The organism is Parachitinimonas caeni, assembly GCF_030129945.1.
In the GTDB taxonomy this organism is placed as follows: Bacteria; Pseudomonadota; Gammaproteobacteria; order Burkholderiales; family Chitinimonadaceae; genus Parachitinimonas; species Parachitinimonas caeni.
On the sequence record NZ_JARRAF010000016.1, the window covers coordinates 64,881 to 83,743 of the forward strand.

The window sequence follows — 18,863 nt, forward strand, 5'->3', positions numbered from 1 at the left end:
TTTCAAAACTGCTGGCGCGGCAGCTCGTGTTGTCGCGCCAGCAAAACGGCTATCAGAAGCGATAGTTGTACTGAATTCCAATGATGCTCGACTTGACGTCGTATTCACCGACGATGGTCGCGCAGCTGGAGGTGTTACGGGTTGAATCGCAAGTCGGCTTGCCATCTTTGTCGGTCACACCACCGTTGTCGAAGGTGTTGATCGTCGATTTGTTGAGCTTGACAAAAGAGTAGGCGAAGTCGAGCGAACTGTCTTTATTGATTGCCCAGTTTCCGCCCAGCGAGAACCACTTGCGGTCGTTGTCAGGAATCGACGGCGTGCGATTCTGATCGGTGACTGGCGAGCGGTCGTACGAAATACCGGCACGCAACAATAGAGCGTCGGACAAGCGATAGGTTCCGCCAAACGATACCTTGGTGGTGTCACTCCAGTTTTCCGGGGTGTTTGAATCCGCCAGGGTCGAATGGAAGTCGATTCTCAATTCCTTGAAGCGGGAATGGCGTGTGCGGGTGATGTCGGCCATCAGCGCTGCTTTGTCACCAATCTGCTTATAGGCGGAGATGGAGAATGATTCTGGTGTATCAATGTTGAGCGATGCACCGCTATCAACATAGCGGCCATTCAGATCGGCCAGAACCAATGCGCCTGCAGCCCCCAGAGGGCTAGTGGCCAGGGATTGCGGAACGGTCCAGTCAGCGGTACCAGCCAGCTCGTGCTTGATGGCAGAGCGGTAGGCGATGCCGAAGCGAGTACCAGCATCGAGTTCAAACATCAGGCCGAGGTTGTAGCCGTAGCCCCAGTCATCCCCCTTCACGACAACGCTGCCGTCATAGGTCGGGTTGCCAGACATGACGGGTGTCAGTGCGGCGGCTTGCGCGGCGCTGATCTGGCCGGCGCGGGCCAGTGCTGCAACGGCGCCAGAACCGAAATCGGCGCTCTTGGTCAGCTTGCCTTCAATATATTGGGCAGTTACACCCCCACCCAGCGTAATGCTGTCAGTTAGCTTGAAAGCCACCGAAGGGTTGATTGCCAGCGTCTTCAGATCGGTTTCCTTGACGTTGTAGCGACCTACCCAGTTGTCGTCATATTTGGTGTGCGAACCAAACGGAACGAATGTGCCAAGGCCAAACGTCACTTTGTCGCTGATCTGGTGCGACAGGAAGAAGTGCGGCACGGCAGTGGTGCTGGCGAATTTGCCGCCATCGCCGCCACCTGTAGGCTTGCCGAGCAGGGTACGAGAACCTTTGTCGGTGAAGCTTGCCTCAGGAATCACGATGTCGAGCACGGCTGAGGCAGTTGTGCCTTTGACGTGGCTCAGGCCGGCTGGGTTGGAGAAAATCACGGTTGCGTCGTTTGCCTCGACACCACTCGCATTCGCAGTCCCCTGAGAGCTGACGGACTGGGTACCGAAATGGTAGCCAGAAGCCATTGCACCGCCAGAAACAACAGCGGCGCCAAGGCCAATCAGCATGATGGAAAGGCTTAGCGGGGTTTTCCTCATTTTGTCATCGCTCCTTACTAATCAGGGATGGGTGTATCTAGTTGTTGCTCGGCCGGTGTTCCGGCTCGCTTTCAAACCAACCCACGACCGCTGGGCTATACAACTTGCGGCGGTGCTTGATGGCGGGATGCTTCGAATGCAGTCCGGAGGCACTTCCCAGACCGCCAAACAAACTGGCCGAGCATAACACAAGGCTAGAGTGTTTGATCTACGCTGCACGCGGCTTCCCGCCTGGCGTGACGTTCCCGCTACACTGCTTCGCGCACCCCTACGCCAGCGTCATGAGACTGGAGTTCCTGATCGAAGTCATCAACCATGACAACTTCACGTTTGAGCTGCCTTGCCCGCACCACCGCGTCGCGTTCGGCCGTGGTAAGCAGGCCTGCCGCAACCGCTTCGTCAAGGCGATCCTTGGCGCGTATAGCCTTCAGCTTGCCATCACGCTGTGCCTTACGAAGCTTGCCCTCTAAAGCCTCTGTTTCAATCACGGCTTTCAGGGCGAGATCCAGAACGCCGACCGAATCGGACTCGGACTTGGGCACAAATACGTTCTGCGTCAGACGTGCGCGGCTAGCGCTTGGCTCCATCAGCAGCCGGGCGATCTGGGTGCCCGTGTGATCTGACGGCTGCTGGAAGCGACGGCCCAATGGGAAAATCACCTTGGACAGCACAAAGGCCAGCGGACGACTTGGCAGGTTGGCCAGGAAACCGTCCATTGCTTGCTGGCAGTCATACAGTGCTTGCTCTACGGCCCAGCGTACCAATGGCAGATCTTCCTGCGGCGCGCCGTCATCCTCAAAACGCTTGAGCGAAGCGGTGGCGATGTAGAGGTTGGACAGCATGTCGCCCAGACGTGCTGACAGCTTTTCCTTGAACTTGAGCGAGCCGCCGAGGCTGAACATTGCCATGTCTGACAGCAGCGCAAAGGCTGAAGACAGGCGTGTGATGTCGCGGTAGTACCCGGCTGTCGGGCCGCTGCGTGGACTGCTGGCTATCAGCGAGCCGGTCAGGCCCAGAACCAGTGAGCGAATCATATTGCTGCCGACAAACCCGAGGTGTCCGACGAATGCGTCATCGAAATCCTTCAGGTCCTTGTTCATGGCAGCCCGCATTTCCCGCAGAACGTACGGATGGCAACGGATGGCGCCTTGGCCGTAGATGATCATGCTACGGGTAAGGATGTTGGCGCCTTCAACGGTGATGGCGACGGGAATGGCCTGATAACCACGCGCCAGGTAGTTGCGAGGGCCCACGCAGACACCCTTGCCGCCGTGTACGTCCATGGCGTCGTTGATGGTCTTACGCATGCGCTCAGTGTTATGGTACTTGAGGATGCCTGACAGTACGGAAGGCTTTTCGCCCATATCAAGGCCGCTCAAGGCCAGGCGCTGCGCGGCATCCATCTGATAAGTGAAGCCGCCAATGCGGGCGATTGCTTCGTCCACGCCTTCAAAGCGACCAATCGACAAGCCGAACTGATCACGGATACGGGCATAGGCACCCGTTGTGAATGAGGCGAGCTGACCACTGGCAACCGACATTGCTGGCAGCGAGATGCAGCGACCTACGGACAGACACTCCACCAGCATCCGCCAGCCTTGGCCAACGTAAGCTTGGCCACCGATGATCCAATCCATCGGAATGAATACGTCCTTGCCCCAGTTCGGACCATTCTGGAACACACCACCAGATGGGTAGTGACGACGGCCGATCTGGACACCTTCATGCTCGGTCGGGATCAGGGCGCAGGTGATACCCACTTCTTCCTTGTCGCCGAGTAGATGGTCTGGGTCGTACAGCTTGAAAGCCAGGCCGAGAATTGTCGCGATCGGACCCAGGGTGATGTAGCGCTTTTCCCAGGTCACACGCATCCCCAGCACATTTTCATGGCGTTGGCCGGTGCGCGGGTCGGTGTAACTACCACGACAGACGATGCCGAAATCGGGAATACCGCCAGCGTCCGACCCAGCCTGTGGGCTGGTCAGTGCAAAGCAGGGAATTTCCTTGCCAATCGCCAAGCGCGGCAGGTAGTAGTTCTTCTGTTCTTCGGTGCCATAGTGCTGCAGCAGTTCACCAGGGCCCAGTGAGTTTGGCACCATCACCGACACGGCCGCAGATCCACCACGTGTGGCAATCTTGGTCACGATCTTTGCGTGGGCAAAGTTGGAAAACTCCAGGCCGCCATACTGCTTCTTGATGATCATGCCAAGAAAGCCTTTTTCCTTGATGAAGGACCAGACTTCAGGCGGAAGGTCTTTGAGTTCGTGGTTGATTTTCCAGTCGTCGATCAGCTTGCACAGCTCTTCGGTTGGACCGTCGTAAAACGCCTGTTCTTCCGCACTGAGCTTGGGTGCAGGGATGTCATGCAGGCGCTTGTAGTCGGGCGCACCGGAAAACAGGTCGCGATCCCACCAGACTGTCCCGGCGTTGATGGCTTCCTGTTCGGTTTGAGACATGGCAGGGGTGATCTTGCGGAAAATCCCGAAGATCGGACCGGTGAGGATGGCGCGCCGAATGGGTTTAACGTTGAGCAGTACGCCCAGCGCCAGCACGACGCCAAGTGCAATATAAGAGCCGCATTGGTAGGAGGCCGCACCGGCAGCCGCAACGGCACCAATCGTCCAGACGATAAGCGGTGCGCGGATAAAACCGAGCACCAGGATCGCCAGCAGGGTGACCAAGAGTGCAATTAGCATTTCAGATTCCTTTTTAAATCAAACAACAGACCTATCCGCTTACATGGCGGACCGACCGACATTGACGGGAGGCGCAGTCAGGCCGGATACGATGAAAGGGACAAGGTAGGTAGCAACCATCTGCGGGTCTTTGGCATTGACTGCGTTCTTGGGAATGAACAGGCGCAGAATGTTGTTGCCGGCAAACGCGTTGAACATTGCGCTGAAGGCAAAGTGAATGCGCCACTGCAGCTCTACCTCATTCAAATGAGGAAGTGCCCGGGCCAGAGAAGCGGTAAACCTTCCGACCAACTCGGCGTAGTGTCTTGGCAGGGTTTCGCGCAGAACCGGGTGAGGTTCGATGAATGTGCGCGACAGAAGCCTGACGAAGATCACGCCACCGCGTTTCGGATCGCGGCTGACTTCGAGCGCTGCATCCATAAAGACACTGATGATCGAATCGACAGACGGAACCTGATTGCCGCTATCGCGTTCCAGCTTTTCAAGATTGGCAATTGCCAGCTGAGTAAGCGGGGTGAGCCGTCGGGTAAATACGCCTTGAAACAAAGCGTCTTTGGAGCCGAAGTGGTAGTTGACTGCAGCGAGGTTAACTTCTGCGCGCTGAGTGATCATGCGCATGGAGGTAGCTTCAAAGCCATGTTCGACGAACAAGGCCTCTGCCGCATCGAGAATCCGCGTTGCCGTGTCGAGCTGTCTGGCATCTGCGACCTTGGCGTGCGTGGCTTCACTCATATCCTCGTGGACTCCTGACTCAACAATAAACACGACATGCGGTTGCAGGTCGTCATCGTTTCGATCAAACGATTGTTTGAAACATACGTTTCGGACATGCCGCTGTCAAGCGTCTGACCAAGCAATCCGCCAGACGGTTAGTCATGCTGATTCAGCAATGTGTAAGAAATTCAGAAGTTTGTTTTGCGGATGCCGGGCAGGGCAGGCAAGAAAATAATTTGCAGGCGAGGGGGTAAAACGCAGGACGGTTTGGCCCGGTCTTGACGGGATTCGGCCGGGCCAGAGTTCGATCAAGTTTTAGTTCGATCAAGTTTTGGGTAGGGTGACGCCAACCTGTCCTTGATATTTACCGGCACGATCCCGATAAGAGGTTTCGCAGATATCGTCGGCGTCGGCTTCGAAGAACAATACCTGCGCGCAGCCTTCACCCGCATAGATTTTGGCGGGCAGCGGTGTGGTATTGGAAAACTCCAGGGTGACATAGCCTTCCCATTCTGGTTCGAACGGGGTCACGTTGACGATGATGCCGCAGCGGGCGTAGGTCGATTTGCCCAGACAAATTGTGAGTACATTGCGCGGAATGCGGAAGTATTCGACGGTTCGGGCCAAGGCAAACGAGTTGGGCGGAATGATGCAGTAGCCCTTGCCGGAGACGTCTACAAAGCTTTGCTCGTCGAAATTCTTCGGGTCGACAACGGTGGAGTTGAGATTGGTGAACAGCTTGAATTCATCGGCACAGCGGATGTCGTAGCCATAGCTGGACGTGCCATAAGACACGATGCGCTCGCCATTGGCTTCCTTGACCTGATTCGGCTCGAAGGGCTCGATCATGCCGTGTTCCAGTGCCATACGGCGGATCCACTTGTCGGACTTGATACTCATTTCAATGCTTCTTTCTTGCGGTTCTGATTTTTATGGAATGAATCGAAGGGGAACCGCGTTACCCCCTCGTGAAAGTGATGGTTCGGATTCTGCGCGGTGTGACTGGAAACAGAACGTCACCAGAGCCTAGTTATCGGAAGCCTTGCTGCCACAGTCACCACAGAATTTTGCGCCCGGAGCCAGCTGCGCGCCGCAATCTCTGCAGAATGCTTGAGCAGCCAGTTTGGCTCCACAGCCCGGGCAGAACTTGGCGCCGTGGGTTTCGGTGCCACATGCGGGACATACCAGCTGTTTGTCGGCCTTGACGTCTACACTGCCCGCACGATTGCGGCCTTCTGCGTGGGCGGCTTCTTCAACCGCTTGAACCAGTCCCTGCGCCTTGGCAGCTTCGCCGTGAACCTTGGCGTCTGGTGCGCAATTGCGGCAGAGCCCTTTGCTGGTGTCCCAACAAGGGTCACACACATATTGATAGCACTTGGCGCAGCGATGAAAATGCTGCTTGGCGGATTCGATGGCTTCCTTGAAGGCCTCGTCACGGGCTTCGCCAAACCCGGCATCGGCAAAGCCATCCGCCGCACGGCCTGCATCTCCCAGTACGCCGCCAAATATGCCGGCGGCACGCCCCAGCCATCCTGAAACCTGGCCTTTACGATAAGCCGAGAACGGCGTACGCCAGGTATCCTGGCAGCGTTCACAGTAAAACTCGAACTGAAAACCCGCGTCCACACCTTCCCTGCGACAAAGATCGCGATAGTTATTGGAAAACTTCACGTCAGACACGGCGTACCCCTTTCTACTATGTTGATCGGTTGTTCGGGTGGTGTTCGGCGGTTGGCCCGATCCGGCAAAGCGTAATCCGGAGGCAAAATGCCATCACGGCCGGGCTGTGGCTGGCCGGAAAAGGGCCATAAAGTTCTTAATTATTCTGGATGACAATTTTGGGGAACTTGTTGCTATGGTCCTGAGCCCTTTCCCCGACCTTCACAGCGACCCGCCTGGCGATTTGCTTATAGATTTCTGCAATCGGGCTATCTGGATTCGCGGCAACGGTGGGTGTGCCGGAATCCGCATCGCGACGAATCATCAGATCCAGTGGCAGCTGGCCAAGCAATTCGATGCCATAGTCCCCCCCCATCTTGCTGCCGCCCCCCTCGCCAAAGATCGGCTCGATATGACCGCAATTCGAGCAGACGTGCATGGCCATGTTCTCGACGATGCCCAGGATGGGTACGCCAACCTTTTCGAACATTTTCAGCCCTTTGCGAGCATCTATCAGGGCGATGTCCTGCGGAGTGGTGACGATGACGGCACCGGTGAGCGGGACTTTCTGTGACAGGGTGAGCTGAATGTCTCCAGTGCCAGGCGGCAGATCGACAACGAGGTAATCGAGTGCATCCCAGCGTGTGTCGTTCAAGAGTTGCATCAGTGCCTGGGTGACCATTGGTCCGCGCCAAACCATTGGCTGTTCCGGGTCGATCAGGAAGCCAATCGACATCACTTGAACATTGTGTGACAGGATCGGCTCAATGCTTTTCCCGTCGGGCGACTCCGGGCGCATGTCATCACACCCCATCATGATGGGCTGAGAGGGGCCATAGATGTCCGCGTCGAGCAAGCCCACCCGAGCACCTTCGGCGGCGAGTGCCAGCGCCAGGTTGGCGGCCGTTGTCGATTTGCCCACACCTCCTTTGCCTGAGGCAACTGCAATGACGTTCTTGACCTGTTTGAGTAAAGGCACGCCCTGTTGCACGGTATGAGCAACGATTTCGCTTCGGATGGTGATGTCAAGTGCGCGACTGCCCGCTGTATTGGCCAGGTGTGCCTCGGCCGCCTGTCTGCGCAGCGGGGCCACGCTCTGGCTTGGATAGGGCAATACCAGCTCCAGCGCTAGGCGATCGGCGCCGATTCGGATATTACGCACGGCCTTCATGCTGACATAATCTTTGCCGGTATCCGGGTCGATCAGGCTCGATAGCGTGGCCAGTACGGTGGATTCGGTCAGTTCGGGAAAAACAGTACTCATGGCGTTGCACTCCAGTGCTGTCCGCATCCAGACGAAGCTACGGCGTCGCGGACAGCAGGGTATTGATCATTATGGGGTGGCCGATTTTAGCTCGGAAGCTGCGTCTGTTGAGCATTTCATTTCCAGTTGCGCCAGAACCGGCATCGCAGCATGGCCTGACGAGCGGGTGTTTGGGGGTGAGCAGGGAAGGGCCGGGGCGCCGTCAAGTACTTAGCAACCGACAGGCACTTAGGAATATTGCGCGCCATGCTTGCACGGGTCCGCTGGCTTGGTGCCTGAATCGGCTATAATCACCGCCCCCTAATTGAATAATGAATGGGATGAACGTCATGTCTAATGTCTCTCCTCGCAAGATTCTGGTTACCAATGCGCTGCCGTATGCCAACGGCGCCATCCACCTTGGTCATCTGGTTGGCTATGTTCAGGCTGATGTCTGGGTGAGGTTCCAGAAGATGCGGGGGCATACCGTTCATTATGTCTGTGGGGACGACACGCACGGCACACCCATCATGATCAATGCCGAGAAGCAGGGTATGACGCCTGACGCTTTCGTCGCCAAGATGTACGACGAGCATGTGGTCGATTTCGCTGGTTTTCATGTCGGGTTTGATGAGTACTACCACACCAACTCACCAGAAAATAAAGAGCTGGCGCAGTCGATTTACCGGCGACTGAAAACGGACGGCAAGATTGCTGTGCGCACCATCAGCCAGCTGTTTGATCCGCAACGTGAAATGTTCCTGCCTGATCGTTTTGTGAAAGGCGAGTGCCCCAAGTGTGGTGCCAAAGACCAGTACGGCGATAACTGTGAAGTCTGCGGGGCAACCTACGCGCCTACCGAGCTGAAAAATCCATATTCGGCGGTTTCTGGCGCGACACCTGTGTTGCGGGATTCTGAACACTACTTCTTCAAGCTGTCAGATTGCGCGGAATTCCTTGGCAAGTGGACTCGTGAGCCCGGTCGCTTGCAGAAGGAGGCAGCGAACAAGATGGGTGAGTGGCTGGGGGCGGGTCTGCACGACTGGGATATCAGCCGCGATGCACCTTACTTCGGCTTTGAGATCCCCGATGCGCCGGGCAAGTATTTTTATGTCTGGCTGGATGCGCCGATCGGCTATATGGCCGCGACCAAACACCTGTTTGACCGGATCGGCGAAGATTTCGGCGCGTATTGGGGCAAGGATTCAGAGGCGGAGCTCTATCATTTCATCGGTAAGGACATCCTGTATTTCCATGCCCTGTTCTGGCCAGCGATTCTGGAATACTCGGGGCATCGTACGCCGACGGCTATTAATGTGAATGGCTTCCTGACGGTCGATGGCCAGAAGATGTCCAAATCGCGTGGCACCTTCATCACTGCGCGCAGTTATCTGGATGTTGGCCTGAACCCTGAATGGCTACGCTATTACTATGCAGCCAAGCTGGGTGGCGGGATTGAAGATGCGGATCTGTCTTTGACTGACTTTGTGGCCAGGGTGAATTCCGATCTGGTGGGCAAGTACGTCAACATCGCCAGTCGTGCTGCAGGATTCATCACCAAGCGCTTTGCCGGTCGCCTGTGTAACCAGTTGCCAGACCTGACGTTGCTTGATGGCGTACGCGCTGCTGCTGGCCAGATCGCAGCTTCGTTTGAGGCCCGCGAGTACGCCAAGGCGATGCGCGACATCATGGCGCTCGCAGACGAGGTCAATCAGTATGTTGACAGCGTCAAGCCGTGGGAGCTGGCCAAGCAGGAAGGCAAAGACGCCGAGCTGCATACGGCCTGCTCGTTGCTGATCAATCTGTTCCGTTTGCTGACGATCTATCTGAAGCCGGTATTGCCTGCGCTTGCGGCCAAGGTCGAGGATTTCCTCAATGTTGCCCCCTTGACCTGGGCGGATGCGCAGACTCTGTTGCTTGATCATGAAATCAAGCCTTATTCACATTTGATGACCCGTATTGACTCGAAACAAGTGGAAGCTCTCGTGGAAGCGAATAAACAAAGTTTGGCCCCTGCAGCAGAAGTAGTGAGTGCACCGGTTTACGAACCGATTGCCGAGACGATCGGCATTGGCGATTTCTCGAAAATTGACTTGCGTATCGCCAAGATCGTGGATGCCCGGCATGTTGAAGGGGCCGAGAAGCTCTTGCAGTTGACGCTGGATATTGGCTCCGGCACCCGTAATGTGTTTGCCGGGATTAAATCGGCTTACAAGCCAGAAGATCTCATTGGCCGACTGACTGTAATGGTTGCCAATCTGGAGCCGCGCAAGATGAAGTTCGGTTTGTCCGAGGGCATGGTGTTGGCCGCGAGCGGTGAGGTTGGCCCTGGCTTGTTCATCCTTAGTCCAGATTCAGGCGCCATGCCGGGGATGCGTGTCAAATAATCGACTTCTGATCAGGACATTGCAGCGCAAGGTGATTGGTGACTTATAGCCAGCGCATGCAGGTTTGGCACTACGCACAACGTTTCGTGTAGATCACTGTCGTTTTCCAGACAGCAAGCAGCCTTCAAAACAAGCCCCGACGCTTCGCGAAACTTGCGATGTGTCGGGGTTTTGCTTTGGTGGGGTGTAAAGTTTCCTGGCTAGATCGAAAGTTATGGTCATTCATTGTGCTGGGCGCACTGCTGGCTCAGGATTTTTTCTTTGGCGGCTTGGCATGGGCAGCGCGCAGGGCGACGCCTAGTGCCGCTCTGGCCCATTGCAATAACTCGGCTTGATCTTCGAGTGCATCTGCCGGAGCTGTGTAGTACGCCATCGACATCAAGGTTCCGTCTTTCTTTGGGTAGGTGAATGGCCCCAATCCTTTACCGGTAAAGTCGGGGATAGTTTCGGCATCGGCTTTGAAATAGAGCTGGTCTTTATCCACTACCGCGAATATCCGTTCATCACAATAAATGCCCCAGCCACCGAACATGGCCTTGGCCCGCAAGGTGCCAAGCGGTGCCAATTGTTCGAGCAGGTATTCCACAAATTCACTGCGTTTTGCCATAGCAACCTCCCGTCTGAATGTCTTTCAACATCATAGCCGGATGAGCGGTATTGGCGATGCGCAGGCTCTGGGGGAGTGACCCGTGTGCCGATTCCAAATAAAAACAGCACGTCACCGGGATGACGTGCTGTTTGTTGAGGACTGCCCTAAGCATGCCCAGGCACCCCCGCCGCGCATCGCTATCAATGGCAAGGTCGGACGGCCTGTTCGGCTGCTGGTGGCAGCCTACGCTTCAGGCTGGGGGATCAGCGCAGTTTTACTCCGAAGTTGTCTTCCACGCACTTCACGTAGTCTCCCTTCTGCAGTGCGCTGTAGGCGGTCTGATAACCAACCAGCTTACACTGATAGGATTTGCCATCAGGGCTCTTCGGGTTGTAAGACCAGTCCTGATCCCAGGCAACCAGCATGGCACCACCGCCGTCGGTGCTGAATTGCTTGCTGCCGGCGCAGCCGAGTACTTCGTCCGCAGGGATCGGCACATTCAGCTCGTGGGCAAACTCGCGATAGTAAGCGATGCGATTGCGTGACTGGGCTACTTCAGTACCCCCTCCGCACTCCACACCACCATTGATGATGACGGTGGTTGCCCCAAAGCCTGGCGACAGGTTGTTGGCGCGGTCTGCCGCATTCGGTTTCCAGGTGCCATCAATCACATGGATCATGCTGGGCTTGGGTGGCGCTGGGTAGGCAAAGAAGAAGGTTGCCGAGGCCAGATTGAGCCAGGTATCTGCAACCAGCTCGGGTTGCTGCAACAGGCGCATGTCACCAAAAATGGCTTGCGAGAACGGGCCATAGTTGAAGTTGTAAGACAGCTGCTTGGCGCCGCGACCGAAGTATTTCTTGCCCGGCGCACAGGCCCAGAGCTTGCCTTGCCAGGTGGTTGGGTCGCAGGTGCCGCCGGTGTATTCACAACCTGCGCCTGTCTCGCTACAACCCATTTCGCGGACGTGATAAAGCGCCTGCTTCCACTGAGGGGTGCTGGAGCTGCCGTCATGCGCGCCAGTTTCCTGGGCAAAGTGGGCAAACATGGTGGCTAAAGACTTGCGGCAGATTGCTTCGGCATTGCGGCCATCGCTGTAGTCATCACACACGCCAGGGAATTTGGCGATGGCCTTGAGGAAGTTGCTATATGAGTATGCGGCGTTGCGCATTGGCATCAGCTCATTCCAGCGGGCTTCGTTGATGATGCGTTCCACGCGCTTGACGTTGGACGGGTTGTTGGCATCACCGGGGCGTACCATTTCAACCTTGGCATTGTCGAGTGTGCGGATGGAGGCCTGAACCTGCTTGAACAACGATGTGTTGGTCAGCGCGGCTTCGTTGGCTTCTGCTTCGGCCTTGCTTGGAACGCCGCTGGTTGGGGTTGTGCCACCACCGGTTCCTCCGCCTGTGCCCCCGCCAGTCCCTCCGCCAGTACCACCACCTGTGCCCCCGCCAGTCCCTCCGCCAGTACCACCACCTGTGCCTCCGCCAGTGCCACCACCGGTACCGCCACCATTTCCTGAGCAGCTTCCCTTGTCAGACCACGGCCCCCACTGATCCTTGCCAGGTTGGTCGCCCTGAGTCCACCACTTGGCCGCCCAGCGCTTGCCATTAAAACTGGCCTCCATGCTCTGTGTGTAAACCGCCGTTGCATTCCAGGCGGTTGGACAGGTCGTGGTGCCCCCGCCCGTGCCACCACCGGTACCACCACCAGTGCCACCACCGGTACCACCACCAGTGCCACCACCGGTACCACCACCAGTGCCACCACCAGTGCCACCACCAGTACCGCCGCCAGTGCCACCACCGGTACCACCGCCAGTTCCGCAGCGGCCGTCATCGCGCCAAGCGCCCCACTGGTTCTTGCCGGGGTACTCACCTTGCGTCCACCACTTGGCAGTCCAACGCTTGCCATCGAAGCTGACTTGATTGTCCTTTACATAAACCGCCGTGTTATTCCAGGCAGTCGGGCAGGTGCCGGTGCCTCCGCCAGTACCACCGCCAGTACCACCGCCAGTGCCACCACCGGTACCACCGCCAGTGCCACCACCGGTACCACCGCCAGTACCACCGCCAGTACCACCACCGGTACCACCACCAGTGCCACCGCCAGTGCCACCGCCAGTGCCACCGCCAGTGCCACCGCCAGTACCACCACCCGAACCACCCACAGCCAGGTCGGCGGCGAGCTTGTTCAGCAATGACAGATTGGCTGCCTTGACGTCACCAGACAGCTCCCAGAACATGGCGCCGCCCAAGCCCTTCTGCTTGATATAAGCGGTTTTGTGACCGACAGATTCCAGATCTTCGTAGCTGATGACGACGCCCGTTGCCGCGTTGTAAGCCCAAGGTACCTTGGCTTCGTTGTCCCAGAAACGCTTGAAGCCCCCGCTGGCCAGTTTGCCGACCAGATCGTGGTAATCGAAGACGCCGGCTTCCCAGGTGCCTTGTGGCGCATTTGGCGTTGTGCGCTGGAACAAGCCGTTGTTGGCGCCTGCGGTGGCGGTCCAGCCTCGACCATAAAATGGCACACCAAGCACCAGTTTGCTGGCAGGGGCGCCGGCTTTGATCAGATTGTCAATCGAGGCGCTGGCGTTGTAGTTCTGCTTGATGTCGCGGCCGCTTGGGTCATTGCTGCTGGGGTAGAGCGGGGCGTGGTGATTACTGATCTGCTCCCAGCCGCCGTGGTAGTCATAAGTCATGACATTGACCCAATCAACGGCTGCCATGAAGGCAGGTACTTCCAGATTGGCAATCTTGTCGTGGCCGGCGCCCAGCGCTGCGGTCAGGTAGTAAGGTTTGCTGTCGCGCTTGCCCTGTGCGTCGAGTTCCTGACGCAGTGCCTGCATCAGCAAGGTGTAATTGTGCTTGTCTTCCGGACGGTACTTGTTGCTCTCCAGTCCGCCGCCAACCGGGTATTCCCAGTCGATGTCCACGCCATCAAAGCCATATTTGGCTGCGAACCCCACGCATGAGCGTGCAAACTTGGCGCGTGACTCAGCGGTGAGCGCAACATCCGAGAACCGGCCCGACCAAGTCCAGCCGCCCACCGAGATCAGGGTCTTGAGGTGGGGGTAGCGCTTTTTCAGATTCAGCAGCTGATTGAAGTTACCCCAGAACGGCTTGGTTTCGTTCCACGAATCACCCTTGTCGGTAAAGCGCTTTTCGATGTCCGCAAAGGCATCCCCGGTTACGCACTCGCCTTCAGGAGAAATATTGATAAAGGCGTAGTTGATATGCGTGAGCTTGTCGCCGGGAATGTCGGCAACCTGATAGTTGCGACCGTAGATGCCCCAATTGGTGAAGTAGCCGACAACTTTGGTGTCTGCTGCATAGAGATTGGCGGACATTGCTGCAATCAGTGCAGCGGTCAGCGGCCGAATACGCAAAGGTCGTGCCATGGTGAGCCCTTTCCTCGATTGTTTATGCCAAGTAAATACATTGTTACAGAATACTTCATTGTATTTGCTTATGTAAACGGCATATTTGGCGAGTGAGGCGCTTGTGAATGCTGGATTTCCCTTGGATTTTAATGAAATCCTTATTTATCAATGGTTTCCGAGATCAGAAAAAATTTCTTTCGGCAAGAAAATTCGACGAGTGGTAGCTAATTTTTCAAAAATACTGATCATTTGAAGGGTGGTCAGTGATAAATTTCCCGACTTCAGCGCAGATTCAACCCCCTTTTCCTGCGGGGAAGACGGGTGGGATGAATTGTTAAGAAAAGAAGAAAAGTTCTAACAGGGCCGGCCAAAGCGATGGCAGCGGAACATGAAGGGCCAATCCCTTTGGCGCTCGTCAGCTCGGGCGTCATCAATCTGCTCGCGCATCAGGTAATCCAGAACCTTGTCAGGCATTCCAGCGTCGTGAAGGCGGATAACCTCAGTAGCAGTAAGGGTGTAACGGGCGCGGGACTCGCGCAGGCGCTTGATCATCTCGTCGGGGTTGGCGCCCGTTTTGCCTTCTGCTGCCAGTTGGCTAAGGTCGAGTGGATGAACGGCGAATACGGCGCAGCCTGACAGCATGACGCTTGTTAGCAAGACAATAACGAGTGATTTGTTCATCATATTTTCCTCTGGGCTGAGCCTGATTGGCAGGGTGCGAAAAAATATTCTGAAAACCTGACTGAATTTGCAAAGGGCATCCGCTTGTCTGCGGTGACCGTTTGTCGAGTGCCTGCACGAGCGACTGCTGAATATAAGCGCCAACCGCGCCACCTTGGCTTATGACGGTTTGACTAAGCCGGCTTGCCAAGGTGCCCGGTTTTTGGCGGGTTAACGGCTGCCCGGGTGAATGAAACGGCTACAGAACCCGGTGTTCAGAAGTGCAGCAGGCCTGGCCGTGGAATGGAAAACCAGAAGGTGGTGCCATCGCCTGCCTCGGAGCGGAATGCCATGCTGCCGCCATGCCGCTCAATGATCGCCTTGGAAATGCTGAGCCCGAGTCCGGTGCCACCACGTTTTCGGATGGCTGAGTTGTCGGCCTGCGAAAAGCGCTGGAAGACTTTATCGCGAAACGCGGCGGGAATCGGGTCGCCCCAGTTGTGAACGCTGACCTTGATGGCGTCATCCACCTCCTGCACGGTGACCTGGACGGTCTGACCCGGATTGGAAAATTTGGCAGCGTTGGACAGCAGATTGGCCATGACCTGCGATAAACGGTGCTGGTCTGCGCCAATGGTTTCCAGTTTGTGGTCCAGGGGCAGGTTCAGGTTGAAGACGACGCCAAACTGGCGAGCATAGGCTTCGTTGGCGCGCGCGGCCTGCTCGACCAGTGCGACGATATCGACATCGGTGATCTGCAACGGCATCTGGCCGGCTTCCAGCTTTTCGATGTCGAGCAGGTCGTTGATCAGTAGCAGCAGACGTTCGCTATTGTCGAAGGCGATTTGCAACAGGCCCTGGATGCGCTCGTCGACTTTCCCCAGCACACCATTGAGTACCAGCGATAGCCCGCCCTTGATCGAGGTCAGCGGGGTGCGCAGCTCGTGGCTGACGGTGGCGATAAAATCCGCCTTGAGCTGATCCATGCGTCGTCGCTCTGAAATGTCGCGGCCGAAGACGACCAGGAGCACCTGGTCGTTGACGCCAATGACCTTCTCGATAGCGAGTTCCACCGGTACCCCCTCATCGGCATCAGACGATAGCGTGCTCTCAATACCAATCCAGCGCTCGGTGCCTTCCAGTCGGTGCAGGTATTCGGTCAGCTGTTCGGCCGACAAGGCTCGACAAAGCGCCACGGGCAGGATGGTGTGGATCGGCAGATGTACGAGCCCGGCGGCATTCAGCAGGCTGCGGTTGGCGTAATTCAGTGTTGCGCTGTGCGGGTCGATGATGGCAACGAAATCATGCGCATCGTCCAGCAGACGTTTGAACAGGCCAAGCGCCAGCTCGGCATCGCGCCGTTCGGTAATGTCGATCCAGCAGCCGACGCTACCGACGCCAGCGTCATCTCCCAGCCTCGGGGTGCCTCGGGCCAGCATCCAGCGCTGGGTGCCATCGCGGCGGCGCGCCCGCAGTTCCATGCTCGCCGTGTGGCCGGATGCGATGTACGTCAGCATCTCTCGATACCGGGCACGATCAAGTGGCTGGATGGTGTCGAGCCAGCCTTCGCCATGTTCCTGATCCATGTCTCGGCCGGTAAAACTCAGCCAAGGCTGGTTGACATAGCTGCACAAGCCGTTTGGGTCGGCTACCCAGATCAGCACGGGTGCCGAGTCGGCCATGGTCCGGAAGCGCTGTTCGGTTTCCTGCAGGTTGCGGGTATTTTCGTTCACCCTCAGCTCCAAGCCTTCCTGATAGCGTCGCAGTCGTTCCAGCATGGTACGCAGGCTGGTCGATAGCTGGCCCACTTCGTCATTGCCTGCCGCGGGAAGATCAATCGGGATGTCGGACTGAGTCGAAATGCTGTCGGCGGTGCTGGCCAGTCCCGAGAGCGTCTCGGTCAGGCGGCGTGCCTGCCTGTAGGCGATGACATAGGCGGTAGTGCCGGTCAGGCCGGCAGCGAAAATCCCGGGTAGCAGGAACTTGGTCCAGAAGTGCGACAGATGGGACGAATGGTCGCCGATGAAGACATCGAGCGTTGTTTCATAGTGAGAGGTTTCGCGGCTTTTCAGCCAGTCGTGACGGCCGAAGGTCAGGGTATCGCCATGAACATGGCTTTCGGCATCTAACGTTGAACCATATTGGGCGATGATGAGGCCGTCCCGACTGATTCGGGCACGGGTGCCGGGGCCCAAGGCCTGCAGCTGGGTCAACAGCAGATGGCTCAGATCCAGCTCCAGCCGCAGGTAGCCATCTGTCTTTCCGGTGGCTGGATTTGTAACGGGCTCGACCATGATGATCCAGGTATTGTCACCCCGGGTGACAAAGCGCAGGCCCTGCTGACGGAACCAGCCGGAGAGCAGGCTGGTGTAGTCGGTGATACCCGCTTGCTTGGTGGCCAGATGCTGGCCATGAACATCGGCCAACAGCAGGAAGTAACGGTCTACACCGGCGACGCGATGGCTGCGCACGATGGCTTGCAGGGTATCTGACTGTTGGGATGGCGTCTGCAGGGCCTGCAGTAACCCAGGGTGTTGCGCAAGCAGATGCAGGTCTTCCGCTGCACCATCCAGCAAGGCTCGGCTGTTCCGGATTACCAGCCGGGCGCGGGTTTGGCTGTCGTCATCCAGACTGGCATGTACCAGTGCGTACAAAAGGGCTGCCAAAGTCAGGGTGACGGTGATGGATACAGCAATGGCCAGCAATGCCGAGGCCACACCGAAGCGGCGAGCGATCGACGCGCGCAGCCAGGATCGTATGGCGCGTATGGCTGGCGGTTGCCAAATCATGCCGCGCAGCCTCGAAGGCTGTGGCATCGAGCCATGCCGTTACAGCGCTTTGGTATCTGCTGCAGCGCTGGGTGGTGGCTCGACTTTGTGTGATAGTTGGGTTTTATCTGCATCAAAGCGCACATCAGCTGATGTCGGTTAGGTTCTGTTGACGGTGTTCGAGGGGCGGCAAGAGAACACTGTATGGATATGCCAAGGCAGCGGACTTATCGACTTATTAAAAATAGCCAAGCCATTTGCCGGGTGCCAGGCCCTGTGCAGATATCCGGCTCGGCGAATTGATCGGGAGGCGGGCCGGCTTGGGCCCGATAGCATGCAATGCATAAGAAACGCACGATTCATCCTCGAATCCGCAAGGCGCTGGCCCGGCAGATCGAAGCGATTCAGCGAGCCAGAGTGCGTCTGCAGCAGGGAGATGACGCCGAGGCGCTGCACGACTTCCGGGTAGCGCTACGACGCACCCGCAGTCTGTTGCGACCGCTGCTCGATATCGAAAGCAAAGCGCAGCGGCTCAAACGCGCTGGCCGGCCGCTGTGGCAATACGCACGCCAAACCAACCCGCTACGCGATGGCGAAGTCCAGGCCACGTTGATTGCGACACTGCCCCCAGAATTGTGGGGCGCTGCGCAGCAGGCTTGGCAGGCGGACCGCCAACAACGACTCGATCAGCAACGGCACGAATTGATCGAAGCGCTGTGTCGGCCACGCCTCCTCAAACAACTCGATCAACTCAGGCGGGCCGGCAAGCGGGTGTTGGGGGAGCTGGGGCGGCGCGAACTCATGGATGCCGGCAGGCTGGACCTGCACATTCTGCGGCGTCGTCTGCTGCGTATGCTGGCGGATGGTGCGGAACATCCCGAGCATTGGCATGCGATTCGTCTCGACGCCAAACGCCTGCGCTATCTGCTTGAAGGGTTCGGCTATCTGGAAGGGACGGATTGGGCAAGCGAGCTGGCGGCATGCAAGGCGGCACAGGATAGCCTTGGCGAGTTGCATGACGTGGATGTGCTGATCGTTGATCTCAATGCTGCGGGCCTGCTCAACCCGGCGCTGGACGAGGCGCTGGGGGCAGAGCGTCAAAACCGGCTGGCATTGGCCAAGGTTGATCTGCAGACCCTGGCGGCAATACTGCGGCATGATCCGGCCCCGCCAGCCTGAGTCGCCTGTCTAGCCACCGGGTCGCCCAATCTCGTGTTTCAAACGATGCCTCCTGGTGTTCGGCACCTCAAGAAGCCGCCAGCA

The 18,863-nt window shown here is 57.4% G+C and carries 12 protein-coding genes; 2 read left to right on the plus strand and 10 right to left on the minus strand.

Annotated features, from left to right (window positions below; genetic code table 11):
- Positions 1-52: 52 nt before the first annotated feature.
- The 6 genes from PZA18_RS14215 to apbC form a co-directional block, all read right to left on the minus strand.
- The gene (locus tag PZA18_RS14215; RefSeq protein WP_284101519.1) at positions 53-1,501 is read right to left on the minus strand and encodes an OmpP1/FadL family transporter; all 1,449 of its coding nucleotides are present in this window, start codon (positions 1,499-1,501) and stop codon (positions 53-55) included.
- Between the two features lie 248 nt (positions 1,502-1,749).
- Complete coding sequence (locus PZA18_RS14220; RefSeq protein ID WP_284101520.1) at positions 1,750-4,197, minus strand: acyl-CoA dehydrogenase; 2,448 nt, start codon at positions 4,195-4,197, stop codon at positions 1,750-1,752.
- 39 nt (positions 4,198-4,236) lie between these two features.
- The gene (locus tag PZA18_RS14225) at positions 4,237-4,929 is read right to left on the minus strand and encodes a TetR/AcrR family transcriptional regulator (protein WP_284101521.1); all 693 of its coding nucleotides are present in this window, start codon (positions 4,927-4,929) and stop codon (positions 4,237-4,239) included.
- A 306-nt stretch (positions 4,930-5,235) separates the two neighbouring features.
- The gene (dcd, locus tag PZA18_RS14230; protein ID WP_284101522.1) at positions 5,236-5,811 is read right to left on the minus strand and encodes a dCTP deaminase; all 576 of its coding nucleotides are present in this window, start codon (positions 5,809-5,811) and stop codon (positions 5,236-5,238) included.
- 126 nt (positions 5,812-5,937) lie between these two features.
- Positions 5,938-6,591 carry a double zinc ribbon domain-containing protein gene (locus tag PZA18_RS14235; RefSeq protein ID WP_284101523.1) on the minus strand — a complete coding sequence of 218 codons (654 nt, stop codon included), beginning with the start codon at positions 6,589-6,591 and terminating at the stop codon, positions 5,938-5,940.
- Positions 6,592-6,727: 136 nt separating this feature from the next.
- Positions 6,728-7,834, minus strand: a complete 1,107-nt coding sequence (apbC, locus tag PZA18_RS14240) for an iron-sulfur cluster carrier protein ApbC (protein WP_284101524.1) — start codon at positions 7,832-7,834, stop codon at positions 6,728-6,730.
- A gap of 329 nt (positions 7,835-8,163) precedes the next feature.
- Here apbC and metG point away from each other — a divergent pair, with 329 nt between their 5' ends.
- Positions 8,164-10,200: a methionine--tRNA ligase gene (gene metG, locus PZA18_RS14245; RefSeq protein ID WP_284101525.1), complete on the plus strand. Its 2,037-nt coding sequence runs from the start codon at positions 8,164-8,166 to the stop codon at positions 10,198-10,200.
- A 247-nt stretch (positions 10,201-10,447) separates the two neighbouring features.
- Here the strand turns inward: metG and PZA18_RS14250 are convergent, their stop codons facing one another.
- The 4 genes from PZA18_RS14250 to PZA18_RS14265 form a co-directional block, all read right to left on the minus strand.
- Complete coding sequence (locus tag PZA18_RS14250; RefSeq protein WP_284101526.1) at positions 10,448-10,807, minus strand: TfoX/Sxy family protein; 360 nt, start codon at positions 10,805-10,807, stop codon at positions 10,448-10,450.
- A gap of 245 nt (positions 10,808-11,052) precedes the next feature.
- Positions 11,053-14,190: a glycosyl hydrolase family 18 protein gene (locus tag PZA18_RS14255; RefSeq protein ID WP_284101527.1), complete on the minus strand. Its 3,138-nt coding sequence runs from the start codon at positions 14,188-14,190 to the stop codon at positions 11,053-11,055.
- Positions 14,191-14,526: 336 nt separating this feature from the next.
- Positions 14,527-14,853 (minus strand): hypothetical protein, encoded by a 327-nt coding sequence (locus tag PZA18_RS14260; protein WP_284101528.1) that lies wholly within the window; start codon positions 14,851-14,853, stop codon positions 14,527-14,529.
- Positions 14,854-15,107: 254 nt separating this feature from the next.
- Positions 15,108-17,621: an ATP-binding protein gene (locus PZA18_RS14265; RefSeq protein WP_284101529.1), complete on the minus strand. Its 2,514-nt coding sequence runs from the start codon at positions 17,619-17,621 to the stop codon at positions 15,108-15,110.
- A gap of 318 nt (positions 17,622-17,939) precedes the next feature.
- Here PZA18_RS14265 and PZA18_RS14270 point away from each other — a divergent pair, with 318 nt between their 5' ends.
- Positions 17,940-18,779 carry a CHAD domain-containing protein gene (locus tag PZA18_RS14270; protein ID WP_284101530.1) on the plus strand — a complete coding sequence of 280 codons (840 nt, stop codon included), beginning with the start codon at positions 17,940-17,942 and terminating at the stop codon, positions 18,777-18,779.
- The last annotated feature ends 84 nt before the right edge of the window (positions 18,780-18,863 follow it).